Raw genomic sequence first — 14,145 nt, 5'->3', positions numbered from 1 at the left:
CGGCAGACGCGTAGTACCGGCCAACCGCCGGAGGCACCTGGCTGGATCGAAGTCACACGTCCGGGACTTCCATCTGTGCCAAGTTGACGTAAAGTTCGATGTGGAGCCACAAGATCCGTGTGCGTCCGCGCTGGCGGACACGTGTGATCAGGCCGTCGTCACGCGCGGAGCTCCGCGCACGTCGCCGCAGGCCCGCGCCGCGGCATGCGTTTCGAAGAGAAACCTCGCTTGTTTCCCGCCATTTCCAGCACTGAAACACGCTTTCCGATGTGACTTACACGACGATGGACCGGCCCGGCCTCACCTTCACCGCCACGGAGGCGTAGCCTTTATTCCCGCTGTCCATCACCTTGTGAAGCGGAAGAGGGCGGTTGCCGCCGTGTCGCCACAGTCCCCCAGTAACTCGAGCATCTCGACCGACGCCGACCGAGCGGGCAAGGACCCCGCCGCGGCCTTCGGGCCCAACGAGTGGCTCGTCGACGAGATCTATCAGCAGTACCTCCAGGACCCGAATTCGGTAGACCGCGCCTGGTGGGACTTCTTCGCCGACTACAAGCCAGGGGCGGCCACCGCCCCGGCTCCGGCGGGCACCACCACCCCCCAGGCTCCGGCCGTGCCTGCCGCTCCCGCTGCCCCGGCCGCGCCGGCGGCCCCCTCGGCTCCGGCCCGGGCCGCCGCCCCCGCACCGGCCACGCCGGCCCCCGCGGCCCCTAAGCCCGCCGCCGCGCCGGCCGCTGCCAAGCCCGCCGCCCCCGCGAAGCCGGCGAAGAAGGCCGAGCCCGCCGCGCCCGCCGAGGGCCCCGAGCTGGTGACGCTGCGTGGTCCGTCGGCCGCCGTCGCGAAGAACATGAACGCCTCCCTGGAACTGCCCACGGCCACGTCCGTGCGCGCGGTCCCGGTGAAGCTGCTGTTCGACAACCGCATCGTCATCAACAACCACCTCAAGCGCGCCCGCGGCGGGAAGATCTCCTTCACGCACCTCATCGGGTACGCGATGGTGCAGGCCATCAAGGCCATGCCGTCGATGAACTGGTCGTACGGCGAGAAGGACGGCAAGCCGACCCTCATCAAGCCGCCGCACGTCAACCTGGGCCTGGCCATCGACCTGGTCAAGCCGAACGGTGACCGCCAGCTCGTCGTCGCGGCGATCAAGAAGGCCGAGACGCTGAACTTCTTCGAGTTCTGGCAGGCCTACGAGGACATCGTCCGCCGCGCCCGCGACGGCAAGCTGACGATGGACGACTTCTCCGGCGTCACGGTCTCCCTGACCAACCCGGGCGGCCTCGGCACCGTGCACTCCGTGCCGCGTCTGATGCCCGGCCAGTCGGTGATCATGGGCGTCGGCTCCATGGACTACCCGGCGGAGTTCCAGGGCACCTCCCAGGACACCCTGAACAAGCTCGGCATCTCCAAGGTCATGACGCTCACGTCGACGTATGACCACCGGGTGATCCAGGGCGCCGCGTCCGGCGAGTTCCTGCGCCAGGTCGCGAACCTCCTCCTCGGCGAGAACAAGTTCTACGACGAGATCTTCGAGGCGCTGCGCATCCCCTACGAGCCGGTCCGCTGGCTCAAGGACATCGACGCCTCGCACGACGACGACGTCACGAAGGCCGCCCGCGTCTTCGAGCTGATCCACTCCTACCGGGTCCGCGGCCACGTCATGGCCGACACCGACCCGCTGGAGTACCGCCAGCGCAAGCACCCCGACCTGGACATCACCGAGCACGGGCTCACCCTGTGGGACCTGGAGCGCGAGTTCGCGGTCGGCGGCTTCTCCGGCAAGTCCCTGATGAAGCTGCGCGACATCCTCGGCGTGCTGCGAGACTCGTACTGCCGCACCACCGGCATCGAGTTCATGCACATCCAGGACCCCAAGCAGCGCAAGTGGATCCAGGACCGCATCGAGCGCCCGCACACCAAGCCGGAGCGCGAGGAGCAGCTGCGCATCCTGCGCCGGCTGAACGCCGCGGAGGCGTTCGAGACCTTCCTGCAGACGAAGTACGTCGGCCAGAAGCGCTTCTCCCTGGAGGGCGGCGAGTCCGTCATCCCGCTGCTCGACGCGGTGCTGGACTCGGCCGCCGAGTCCCGCCTGGACGAGGTCGTCATCGGCATGGCCCACCGCGGCCGCCTCAACGTGCTGGCGAACATCGTCGGCAAGTCGTACGCGCAGATCTTCCGCGAGTTCGAGGGCAACCTCGACCCGAAGTCGATGCACGGCTCCGGCGACGTGAAGTACCACCTGGGCGCCGAGGGCGTCTTCACGGGCCTGGACGGCGAGCAGATCAAGGTCTCGCTCACCGCCAACCCCTCCCACCTGGAGGCGGTCGACCCGGTCCTGGAGGGCGTCGCCCGCGCCAAGCAGGACATCATCAACAAGGGCGGCACGGACTTCACGGTCCTGCCGGTGGCCCTGCACGGCGACGCGGCCTTCGCGGGCCAGGGCGTCGTGGCCGAGACCCTGAACATGTCGCAGCTGCGCGGCTACCGCACCGGCGGCACGGTCCACGTGGTCATCAACAACCAGGTGGGCTTCACCGCGGCCCCCGAGTCCTCCCGCTCGTCGATGTACGCGACGGACGTGGCGAGGATGATCGAGGCCCCGATCTTCCACGTGAACGGCGACGACCCGGAGGCCGTGGTCCGCGTCGCGCGGCTGGCCTTCGAGTTCCGCCAGGCGTTCAACAAGGACGTGGTGATCGACCTCATCTGCTACCGCCGCCGCGGTCACAACGAGTCGGACAACCCGGCCTTCACCCAGCCGCTGATGTACGACCTGATCGACAAGAAGCGCTCGGTGCGCAAGCTGTACACCGAGTCCCTCATCGGTCGCGGCGACATCACCCTGGAAGAGGCCGAGCAGGCGCTGCAGGACTACCAGGGCCAGCTGGAGAAGGTCTTCACCGAGGTCCGCGAGGCCACCTCGCAGCCGGCGTCGGGCGACTCCCACGACCCGCAGGAGGGCTTCCCGGTCGCGGTGAACACGGCCGTCTCCGCCGAGGTCGTCAAGCGCATCGCCGAGTCCCAGGTCAACATCCCCGACCACATCACCGTCCACCCGCGTCTGCTGCCGCAGCTGCAGCGCCGTGCGGCGATGATCGAGGACGACGCGATCGACTGGGGCATGGGCGAGACGCTCGCGATCGGCTCCCTGCTCCTGGAGGGCACCCCGGTGCGCCTCTCGGGCCAGGACTCCCGCCGCGGCACGTTCGGCCAGCGCCACGCGGTCCTCATCGACCGTGAGACGGGCGAGGACTACACCCCGCTGCTGTACCTGTCGGACGACCAGGCGCGCTACAACGTCTACGACTCCCTGCTGTCCGAGTACGCCGCGATGGGCTTCGAGTACGGCTACTCGCTCGCCCGGCCGGAGTCCCTGGTCATGTGGGAGGCCCAGTTCGGCGACTTCGTCAACGGCGCCCAGACCGTCGTGGACGAGTTCATCTCGTCGGCGGAGCAGAAGTGGGGCCAGACGTCCGGCGTCACCCTGCTCCTCCCCCACGGCTACGAGGGCCAGGGCCCCGACCACTCCTCGGCCCGCCCGGAGCGGTTCCTGCAGCTCTGCGCCCAGAACAACATGACGGTCGCCATGCCGACCCTGCCGTCGAACTACTTCCACCTCCTGCGCTGGCAGGTGCACAACCCGCACCACAAGCCGCTGGTCGTCTTCACCCCGAAGTCGATGCTGCGCCTGAAGGCGGCGGCGTCGAAGGCGGAGGAGTTCACGACGGGCCAGTTCCGCCCGGTCATCGGCGACACGTCGGTGGACCCGGCGGCGGTGAAGAAGGTCGTCTTCACGGCGGGCAAGGTCTACTACGACCTCGACGCCGAGCGGAAGAAGCGCGGCGTCACGGACACGGCGATCATCCGCCTGGAGCGGCTGTACCCGCTCCCGGGTGCCGAGGTGCAGGCGGAGATCGCCAAGTACCCGAACGCCGAGAAGTACCTGTGGGCCCAGGAGGAGCCGGCCAACCAGGGTGCCTGGCCGTTCATCGCGCTGAACCTGATCGACCACCTGGACCTGGCGGTCGGCGCGGACGTCCCGCACGGCGAGCGCCTGCGCCGCATCTCCCGCCCGCACTCGTCGTCTCCGGCGGTGGGCTCGGCGAAGCGCCACCAGGCCGAGCAGGAACAGCTGGTGCGTGAGGTGTTCGAGGCGTGAGCCACTGAGCGTCCCTGCCTGACGAGAGGGCCCGGCCCCGGTTTCCCGGGGCCGGGCCCTTCGGCGTCCCGGTCGCGTCAGGTCGCCTGCGGCTCGAAGTCCCAGTAGGGGCGGTTGCGGGAGCGCGCCGAGATGGTGTGGACGTGCTGCTTGCCCAGCGTCGCGGCGAGGTCCTGCAAGGCTTCCTGCTCGACTTTCTCGGCCTGCTGGCGGTCCCTCAGGCCGCGTAGGTCGGCGGCGTGAGCGATGCGGGCGGACAGGGTCAGGGGATGGGTACGCCCCAGTGCCTCCGTGGCCCTGGTGACCGTGTCCCCGCTGAGGGCGGCAGCGGACTCGGTGTCGCCGACGAGGTTGCGCACGGCGGCCGCGTTGATGGCGCAGCCCAGGGTCCACGGGTGGTTCTCGCCCACCGCGGCGGCCATGTCGGCCAGCGCCTGCTCGATCAGGGCACTGGCGTGGTCGCGCTCGCCCACGCTGCGCAGGATCAGCGCCTGGTTGGCGCGGACGCCGGCGATGAACGGATGCCCTTCGGTGAGCATCATCTCGTAGCGGGCGATGATGGATTCACTCGTCTCGCGCGCCTGGTCGATGTCGCCGTGCTCCCGTGCGAAGCAGCTCTGGCTGACGGCGAACAGCAGAGTCCACGGGTGCGTTTCGCCCATGACCCGCTCGCCACGCTCCAGTACGCGGGCGAACAGCAGGCCCGCCTTGTCCCGCTCACCGCTGCGGTACTGGCAGAGCGCGAGGTTGTGCTCGGCACGCAGGGTCTGCGGATTGTCCGCTCCCATCACGATGCGGTGTTCGCGCACGCTCTTCGCCTGCACCGACTCGGCCTCCGTGTAACGGCCCAGCAGACGCAGGTCGATCGCGTAGGAGGTCTCCGAGAAGAGGGTCCATGGATGCCGGCCCCTCAGCAGTGCGCGGCGCGCCTCCAGCGTGCGGCGGTCGATGTCGAGGGTCTCCTCGTAGCGGCCCAGCAGCCGCAGCGACGCTCCCCGGTTGTTCAGGGCGTTGAGGGTCCGCGAGTCCTGGTCGCCGAGCAGTTCGCGGTAGGTGCTGAACAGCCGCTCGGACAGCTCCAGCGCCTCCTCGTAGCGGCCGAGGCCCCGCAGGTCCGCGGCGAGGCCACTGGCCGCGCGCAGGTAGTCCAGGTCCCGCTCGCCGCGCTCCTGGCGCAGGTGCTCGACGGCCGCCCGCTCGATGGCCTCCGTGCTCTGGTAGTCCCCTGCCGAGCGCAGCGAGTTGGCGTAGTGGTAGGTCAGCTCCCAGATCCGGGAATGGGTCTCGCCCAGCAGGGACCGCCACGCCTGAAGGGCACGCTCGCCGAGCCTGATGCCCGAGGTGTACTCGCCGGTGAACCACATGTAGCGCAGGCAGTTGAGGACCAGCCGCTGCACGTTCGGATCCGTGCTGTGCAGGACGTCCGCGTACTCCAGGTGCGGGACGATCTCCGCGTACGCGTCCCACAGGCGGGTGTCGGTGGGGCGCCCGGGGTCCGCCGCCGCCAGCGCGCGCCGCACGACGTCGATGAACTCCTGCCGGTCCTCCTCCGGCATGTCCTTGCGCACGATCTGGTGCACCATGCGGTGCAGGTACAGCGACTCTCCGGAGGAGGCGGCCTCGTCGCCGGGGGCCGACTCGTGGGACTCCAGACGGACCACGGAGTACTGGCGCAGCTGGTTGATCGCCCTGTTCCACAGCAGGGGGTCGTTGACCAGTCCGGCGATCTGTTCGGGCATCTGGTCGAGCGGCATCTCCTTGAGCAGCCGCACGGGAATCGAGCCGGGCGCGAAGAAGGTGCACAGCCGCAGCAGGTCCACTGACTCCTGGACGGTCTCGCGGAGCTTGTTCAGCAGTATCGACCAGGCCGTCTGGAACGCGAGCGGGAAGTCCGCGGAGACCTTGACCACGTCCTGGTCGATGCCGCCCTCCAGCAGGCCGATGTACTCCTCGACGGACAGGTCGGAGTCGTTGAGCCAGCCCGCCGTCTGGTCCAGCAGCAGTGGCAGGTCCTCCAGCGCGTCGGCCAGCTGGTCGGCCTCCGCCTCCGTCAGCCGCGGTGCGCGGCGCCGGATGAACGCCACCGACTCGTCCCGGGCGTAGACCGGCACCGCCAGGAGGCGGCTGTTGTGCTCGCCCCACTCCGGATTGCGCGAGGTGATCAGCACGTGGCCGGGTCCCGTCGGCACCAGGTCCCAGATCTGGTCGGGCTCGTCGGCGCCGTCCAGGATCAGCAGCCAGCGCGCGTACGGGTCGCCGCGGCGCAGCGAGTCCCGTACGGCGCGCAGTCGCTCGCCGTACTCGGCGCCGGTGGACAGCCCCAGTCTCGGGGCGAGTTCGGCGAGGAAGCGCCGGTACGTGACCCGGCTCTCGGCGTTGACCCACCACACGACGTCGTACTCGGAGCCGAACCGGTACACGTACTCCGCGGCGAGCTGGGTCTTGCCCACCCCCGACATGCCGTGCAGCGCCACCACGCCCGCGCCCTGTTCGGAGCCCTGCAACAGGTGATAGGCCTCGTTGAGCTGTGGCTCGCGGCCGGTGAAGCGGGTGTTGCGGCGTGGCACCCCGCCCCACACCTCGGGCATGGCAGCGGGGAAGCGCGGCCCGCGCCGCTCGCCGTCCCCCGAGTCCGGCAGCGGATCGCCCGTCAGGTCGAGCCGGTCCAGCAGACGCCGCTCGGCCTCGTCCGCACCCATGTTGGTCAGGTCCGTCGGCGCGAGCGCCGCGGTGGCCGTGGGGACCGAGGACGTGGTGACCGAGACGGCCGCGAAACGCGACGGGTCCGGTGCCACGACCTCGCGCAGGGCCGCGTTCCACTCCTCGTGGGTGCGGGGGCCCATCTGGAAGTACCACTCGCTGACGATGATGAGGATCCGGCCCTCGGCCAGTTTCAGATCACGCAGCAGGTCCACCAGGGGGATCTCCGCCGGGGCGTCCCATCGCAGGTACACGACACGGAGCCCGCGCCGTTCCAGTCGGTCCCCGATCCAGACCGCCCAGGGCCGGTTGAAACCGGCGAAGCTGATCGTGACCGTTTGCTTCGCGGCCCCCCTCTCGGTTGGCCTGACCGGCGTACGAGCTCCAGACATGCAGCGGCCTCCCCGCGCGTAATGGTAGAACTTCGACGCTGCGCCGCGATAGCCACTGTCGGCGACGGGCGGTGACGCTTCGGTTCGTTTCCTCGGCCCGACGATCTTCGCGCAAGAGATCGCGGACTGCTCGCGGGCTGGTCGCAAAGGCTGCTGAAAGCCTCACTCATTCGGCCTCATCCCCCCTTGTTCGCAGGGGGCGCGATGGAAGCGTTGCGCTGCATCCACAGGGCGCGCGCGGCGCTCACGTACGCCCGTGCGCGGGCGGTATGCCCCCTTGGCGCCGGGTGCTCCGCCATCCGCTCGTACACCGCGACCATCTGGTCGACGAACCGGCGGCCCCGCGGGGTGAGGTCGGGGGAGCCGACGAGAGCCGGCAGCACCGCCCCGGTCTGCTCGCGATGGCGCGCGTGCCGGCCCCAGGCGGACTCCTCATCGGCGGGATGAGCTCCGGCGAGCGCGCGGCGGTGGAAGAAGTCCGCGAGGGCCAGGTGCGAGTACGCCCCCTGCAGCAGGCCGTCGTACGGCCGCGGATCAGGGCGCCAGGGCGCGAAGTACCGTTCCTGAGGGCTCGCCCGATGGAGCGTCACCATGTCGCTGAGCGCGGCGAGTTTGGTGTGGTGCAGCTCATGGATGAGCGTCGCCGCGAAAGCTCCCGGGGTGGGTGGCGTACTGCTGAGCAGAGCGCCGAAGGCCTCGCGCCGGGTGCCGCTGTGACTGCCTGTGCCAGGGCCTCCCGCACGCGCGCCGTGCGGCATCCGAAGGGGCACCAGGCAGCGCAGGAGAGCGGCTGCCTCGACGACCCGCTGCTCGCCGCCGAGGCGGAGCTCGGCAGCGGTGCCCGACCAGGACTGGAGCCACTGCTTGCGCTCCGTGTCGTCCAGGGTCACCGGGCCGTCCAGCCGCCAGTGGCGCGGGCCGCCGCGCACGACGCGACAGGGGTCGAGATCGTCGAGCGGCACGGGCGCGGCACCCGGCAGGAGGCCGGGCAGCGCGTACGCGGGTGTCCAGGCGGAAGCCGAGGACCAGGCCCCGACACCGCTCTCCAGGTGCACCACGGTGTCCACGGCCCCGGCCTGGCGCAGGGTCAGCCGTCCGCGCCGGTGGACCACGTCGATCCGGACGTCCCCCGACGCGGCCGTACGCAGCATCCCCAGAGAGGGAAGGGTGAGAGCTCCCCCGACGGCCGTCAGGGGCAGGGCGAAGGGAATTCCACACCGCACCGCGGCCGCCGCGGCGACCGTACTGAAGTAGGCCAGATCGTGGCTCAGTTCATGGGCCTGCTGCTTCACGTCCGGCCCGGCTTCCGCACCGAGCCCGCGCAGACAGCGCCTGGCCCAGGGCCCGACCAAGGGGTAGAGGAGACGGGCGCGGGCGGGAGAGCGTGGCGTGCTGGTGGACACCCCCGTGTCGCCGGCCCCGTACCTCGTGGTCCCGCCCACGGCCGACGCCACTCGGTCAGCCTCCTCCAGCAGCTCCCAGTCCTCCCGCAGCCGCACCCGGGCCGCGGCGGAACACACCGAGGCGTCGGCCCTGTCCGCCGCGTCCAGCACCGCACGCAGCATCAGCATCCGCCGCGTGTCCTGGTCGCGGATCAGGAGGGCGAGGGTGTCGGGGCCGCACTCGGTGCGGCCGAGTTCGAGGAGCGCGCGGTCCGGGACCGGCCGGAGTATCACAGGGCGCCTCCGTCGCGAGAGGCGGATGACAGGGCGGGGGCCGGCGCCACTGCCTCGGTCAGGCGGGCCGCCACGTGCCTGATGAAGCGCTGGATGTCCGTGCAGTAGACCGACGGGTTGGCGAAGCCGTGCCCGGAGCGGTAGCGGTGGGCGTAGTGGCCGCCGCCGCAGACGTGGAGGAGCGGGCATGCCCGGCAGTCCGCGGCCAGAGCTGCGGGGCCCGCCTGGCGGGCGGCCGCACCCGGGTGGCGCAGGGCCTCGTCGAAGTCGTGGTGGAAGACGTCCAGGCCGGTCTCCGCCGCGCCGGCGTAGCAGGACTTCAGTGAGTCCACCTGTTCGATCGATCCGTCCGTTTCCACGACCACCGCGTCGAAGGGCGCCAGGCCCAGTGACTCCGTGGCGGCCGGCAGACCCAGCAGCAGGGCGACGCACTCCTCGAAGAGCCGTACCCGCGTCTCCCGCCGCCCGGCCCGCCACCAGCGGTCGAAGACGGCGCACAGCCAGTCCCCGTAGCGGGCACCTTCGAGGTGCGGTGGCGGGGCCGACCAGTTGCCGTGGGGCAGGAGGAGGTCCAGGGCCGGCGGGCGCAGGGCGAGGAGGGAGTCGTACGTTTCGAGCGGGTCCAGCGTCGGGTCCACGACCGTGAGGATTCCGGCGTACGAGGACGGGAAGCGGTCCGCGAGCAGGCGTGCACCGCGCACGGCCGCGGGCCAGGACGGGCGCCCGGTGCGGTCGGCGCGCCGTGCGTTGTGGGCGGGCAGGCCACCATCGAGGCTGATACCGACGCGGATGCCCTGACGGGCAAGCGTGGTGAGGCGGCTCTCCGTCAGAAGGGTGGCGTTGGTCTGGACGGTGGCGTGCACCGCGCAGGTGGGCGGGACCCTGTCGCGGACGAGGCCGGTGAAGCCCGCGAGCGTGTCCGCTCCCGCGAGCAGGGGTTCGCCACCGTGCAGGACCAGGGAGAGCGCCGTCAGCCCGTGGGCGCGCGCGTGCCCGGCGATGCGGGACGCGGTGTGGTCCAGGACGGCGGGCGGTGCGGCGGCCGGACGGGTACGCCAGGAGTCGTCGGGTCCCTCGTAGAGGTAGCAGTAACGGCACGCGAGATTGCAGCGGCCGTGCGCCTTCACGATGAACTGCCTGAAAGGTAACGGGCCTTCGGGCACCGGGCCGTGGGGAGGGACCATTTCCGACACTCAGGCACCCCCATGCTGGACGGCCGGCGCCTGCGCGTGACGGCCCCTGCCCGTGCGGGGGCCATTCCCGGACCGGGAACCGACAAACGCCTGGCGTTCCCTCCTGACCGGTTCCGCAAATGTTTTCGACCGGAAGTGACTCCTCATGAGCGGCGGATCGCTGCCGGGAGTCCGCGGTCTCCGGCCCTCAGAAAGAGCTGGTGAACGCCCACAACGTCTCGCTCGGTCGGGTCACCCGCTCCCTCAGATCCTCCACCAGCTCGTTCAGCACCGGATGCTGAATCGTCCTCAGCTCCGCCAGGTCCAGCTCCAGCAGATCAGGGAGCGGAGCCTCCGGGCCCGCGGGACACGCGTCCCCGGCGGGCGTCCGCCCCACCGGCTCCCGCACGGACTCGCCCCGTACGTCCATCCTCGGTTCTCTCCCCTCTCCCCTGTCACTCCAGCTCCGCCAGCCGCTGCGCCGTCTGCCGGGCCGTCGGCTCGCCCGTGCTCACCATGTCGTCCGGCAGCCGGGACCACTCGGCCCGGGCGGACCGGTAGGCCTCGCGGGCGGCGCGCGGGCGGGCGCCCGCCTCGTAGGACATACCCCGCCAGTGGTGCGCCTGCGCACCCAGCTCCACGGCTTCCTGGCGCCGGCGATCGGTCTCGGCCACGTTCTCGGCCTCGCGGGCCGACTCCGCGGCTCTGCGGAACGCGTCCACCGCCTCGTCGAGGCGCGGCTGACGGCCCAGGCTCTGGTACGCCTCGAACTGGACCTGACCCAGTTCGAGCCAGCACCGGGCCGCCAGCAGGGGGTCGTCCGCGTCGGCCGCCTCGGCCGCCGCCAGGCCGAACAGGTACTCGGCCTCGCGCAGGTCGACGCGGTCACCCCGGCCGCGGTACCTCAGCATCAGGGCCCGGCCGAGCAGGAGGAGGCGGTGGGCCAGCCGGCCGGTGCCCGCCGGGGTCTCCGTGCGGCAGTCGCGCAGGACGCGGATCGCGCGGGACAGGTGGTCCGGGGATGCGCCGCCGGTCTCCAGCCCCGCCCGGCGCAGGAGCACCTCGCCCCATTCGGCGAGCACGTCGGCGTGGGCGGGGGCGTCCCGCGGCATCCGCTGGGCGGCCTCGCCGAAGCGGGCGGCCGCGTCCTGGAGTTCACGCGGGTCGCCCGAGTCGGCGTACCGGGTGACGTGGATGCGGCCGGAGCGGATCAGCAGTGCGGCGCGCAGGGTCTGGTCACGGGTGGTGGTCAGTGCCCCCTCGACGCGGGCCCGGACGTCGTCCAGGTCGCCGCCCGCCCTGAGGAGCGCGTCGACCAGGTCGAGGAGAACACGGACGCGTTCGCGTGACGCCTCGGGGGTGGCCGTGCCGGCTTCCGTGGCTGCCTCCAGCGCCGTACGCAGCGACTGGGCGCCCTGTTCCGCGTACCCGCGGGCCTGCTCGGGGTCGGCCGTGGCGCCGGACAGGCGGAGCAGGATCCGGCCGTGGGCGAGCGGGAGTTCGGGCGGGTGCTCACCGCGGTCGGGCCAGGCGTCGGCGAACGCCTCCAGCATGCCGACCGCCCCCTGGAGCAGCGCGCTGTCCCCGCCGAGGCGCCACTGGGTCTCCAGGGCGCCCACCCGTTCCAGGGTGAGCCGCAGCGCCTCCCTGTCGTCGTCGAGGTGGGGGTCGGCGCAGGCCACCGCGTACTCCCGGTCGGCGCGCCGCAGCAGGTCGAGCGCGCCCCGCCGGTCGCCGTGGCGCCTGCGGTCGGTGGCGGCCGAGCGCAGCACCCGGGCCAGGACGGCTCGTTCGCGTACGGCGCCGGGGTGGGCCACGGCCCGTTCGGCCGCCGTCTCCGCCTCGCGCAGCAGGTCGGCGCCGCCCTGCACCTCCCACAGGCGCAGCGCGCAGTGGGCGTACTCGGCCCACAGCTCGGGGTCCCGGTCGTCGGGTCGTTCGTGTTCGGTGGCACCGCGCAGGAACTGCACGGCGTCGATCAGGTCCTGGACCATGCCCTCGCGGTCGAAGCGTGCGACCAGGTCGCGGGCCCGGTTCACCGCCTGGTGCGTGGGCCGCTCCTCGACCGCGCCGGTGCGCTCCCGGCTGCCGTACAGCGCCAGTTGCCGGGGCAGCGGCATGAACCGCTCCAGGACGCGGGCGGCCACCTCCGCGAAGGGCTGCGGGACGAGGGCCGGGGCGCCGTTGAAGCCGTTGTCGACGGTCCCGCCGGGGTAGCCGTCGCCGGGCACGTACGGGCGTCCGGGCGTCCCCTCGCGACCGCCACCGCTGCCACCGCTGCCACCGCCGGCGTCGCCGCCGCCGTCGCCGAGCTGGGCGAGGGCGAGCGCCGGGAAGTTGGGGCCGCCCTTGCCGAAGCGCTGTTCGATGTACTCCGAGCAGTGCTTGAGGACCAGCATGGCCTCGTCCCGGCCCAGCGGGGACAGCAGCGACTCCTGCACGCCCGGCGCGAACTCGTACCACGGGGCGCCGTCCGTCCCGTAGTCCGGCCTGGCGCGCGTGAGCAGGCCGCTGAGCAGGACCTCGGCGAGCTCGGACGGGCCGGAGTCGGGCAGCATCGTCCGCTGCACGAGCTGCATCACCGGCAGGCACAGCGGGGCCGCCGCCAGGTAGACGGCGAGCCGTCCGGCGGCCGGGGAGGCGGTGGAGCGGAACCGGCTGACCAGTTCCAGCGCGGAGGGGCGGCGGCCGGGCCGTGCCACCGGGGCGGGCGGCTGGTCCGCGCGCACCCAGCCGACGGCACCGGCCACCGGGCCCGCGCCGGCCCCGGACAGCAGCCGCGCCCAGGCGCCCAGCGCGACGGGCTCGGGCGGCAGGACGGGCACGGGGAGCGCGCCCTTGCGGTTCTCCGGCGTTCCTCCGGGAGCCGTGCGCACACGCAGCGCGGCGGCGCCGCCGAGGGCCTCGCCCCGGGTCAGCTCGCCGTAGGTGACGGGCAGCCGGGTGCGGTTCCACATGCGTTGCGGCAGCGGCTGGAGTACCGCGGCGGGGGCCTGCCGGGCCAGGTGGTGCAGCAGGCGGTGGGCCTGGCCGCTGTGCCAGAGGGGGCCCGCACAGTCGCTGACGAGGAGGGTGATCCGGCGTCCGGTGGGATCGCTGAGCCGGTCCGTGGAGTGCAGCGGCGCCGCGTACACCTCCGGGCTGCGGCTGACGGCCGGGGCACCGTCCGGGCCCTGGTGGAGATGGCTGACCTGGATGTCCCAGAAGGCGCCCAACTGGCCGAAGACCTGCTCCAGTTCGGCGAACATCCGATCCCACACGCGCATCGACGACGAGGCGTCCATGACCAGCTGCAGCCGGGCGTCGGCACGGGTCACCGCCCGGTGGACCGGCAGGATCAGCCCGCCGGCCCGCGCGCTCAGCTCGGCCGTGGCGGTCTCGTCGAGCACCTTGCGCAGGGGCGGCGCGGCGCTGCGGTAGCCCTGCAGCGGCCGCAGCGCGCGCTGGAGTTCGAGGGGGGCGGGGAAGGCGGGGGCCGCGGGAACCCCGACCGGCAGCGCCGTCGCCCGGCCCGGCCCGTCGGCGCGCGGCGCACCGTGCTGCGGCACCGGGTACAGGGCCACGCGCCTGTCGCCCTCCCCGTCGTAGGGCTGCGGCCGCGGCGGCACGGGAGGTGGCGGGGTGTCCCCCTCGCCGGTGGACGTGGTGGCGCCGGGAGCCGGCGCGCCGGCCTCCGCGTGCCGTACGCCGGGCGGCGTGGGCGGCTCGGTCTCCTCGTCGCCGTTCCCTGGCCGCGTCCAGCGGGCGAGCCACAGGGCGTCGCACAACGCCTCGCCGTCCGGGTCGAGCCCGATCTCCCTGAGCCGGGCGATCAGTTCGGCGATCGGGTCGTCCCCGGACAGGCCGGACGCTCCGTCGGTCCGGGGCGCGCCTGATGCTCCGTCGGTCCCGGGCACGCCGGACGAACCGTCGCTCCCGGGCACGCCGGATGCTTCGTCATCTCCGGGCACGCCAGACGAACCGTCGGCCGCGGGCACGCCGGATGCTTCGTCATCTCCGGGCAGGCCAGACGAACCGTCGGCCGCGGGCACACCAGACGAACC

General features: G+C 72.3%; 6 protein-coding genes. 1 reads left to right on the top strand and 5 read right to left on the bottom strand.

All coding sequences use genetic code 11. From position 1 onward, the window contains the following. Window positions 1-379: 379 nt before the first annotated feature. Entirely contained in the window at window positions 380-4,162 is a 3,783-nt protein-coding gene (locus tag ACZ49J_RS23125; protein ID WP_467450847.1) for a multifunctional oxoglutarate decarboxylase/oxoglutarate dehydrogenase thiamine pyrophosphate-binding subunit/dihydrolipoyllysine-residue succinyltransferase subunit, read from the top strand. A 77-nt stretch (window positions 4,163-4,239) separates the two neighbouring features. Here the strand turns inward: ACZ49J_RS23125 and fxsT are convergent, their stop codons facing one another. The 5 genes from fxsT to ACZ49J_RS23100 form a co-directional block, all read right to left on the bottom strand. Then, window positions 4,240-7,254: an FxSxx-COOH system tetratricopeptide repeat protein gene (gene fxsT, locus ACZ49J_RS23120; protein WP_467450848.1), complete on the bottom strand. Its 3,015-nt coding sequence runs from the start codon at window positions 7,252-7,254 to the stop codon at window positions 4,240-4,242. 176 nt (window positions 7,255-7,430) lie between these two features. Then, window positions 7,431-8,927 carry an aKG-HExxH-type peptide beta-hydroxylase gene (locus ACZ49J_RS23115; protein ID WP_467450978.1) on the bottom strand — a complete coding sequence of 499 codons (1,497 nt, stop codon included), beginning with the start codon at window positions 8,925-8,927 and terminating at the stop codon, window positions 7,431-7,433. Continuing rightward, window positions 8,927-10,114, bottom strand: coding sequence for an FxsB family cyclophane-forming radical SAM/SPASM peptide maturase (locus ACZ49J_RS23110; protein ID WP_467450850.1), 1,188 nt, complete (start codon window positions 10,112-10,114; stop codon window positions 8,927-8,929). The genes ACZ49J_RS23115 and ACZ49J_RS23110 overlap by 1 nt, the downstream gene beginning before the upstream one ends. 196 nt (window positions 10,115-10,310) lie before the next feature. Further along, complete coding sequence (gene fxsA / locus ACZ49J_RS23105) at window positions 10,311-10,532, bottom strand: FxSxx-COOH cyclophane-containing RiPP peptide (RefSeq protein WP_467450851.1); 222 nt, start codon at window positions 10,530-10,532, stop codon at window positions 10,311-10,313. Between the two features lie 25 nt (window positions 10,533-10,557). Further along, window positions 10,558-13,998, bottom strand: a complete 3,441-nt coding sequence (locus ACZ49J_RS23100; RefSeq protein WP_468350027.1) for an SAV_2336 N-terminal domain-related protein — start codon at window positions 13,996-13,998, stop codon at window positions 10,558-10,560. Between the last annotated feature and the right edge of the window lie 147 nt (window positions 13,999-14,145).

Source organism: Streptomyces sp. NPDC030840 (assembly GCF_055572015.1).
The sequence above is the reverse complement of the archived record's forward strand: the minus strand, read 5'-3'. Positions and strand labels throughout refer to the sequence as shown.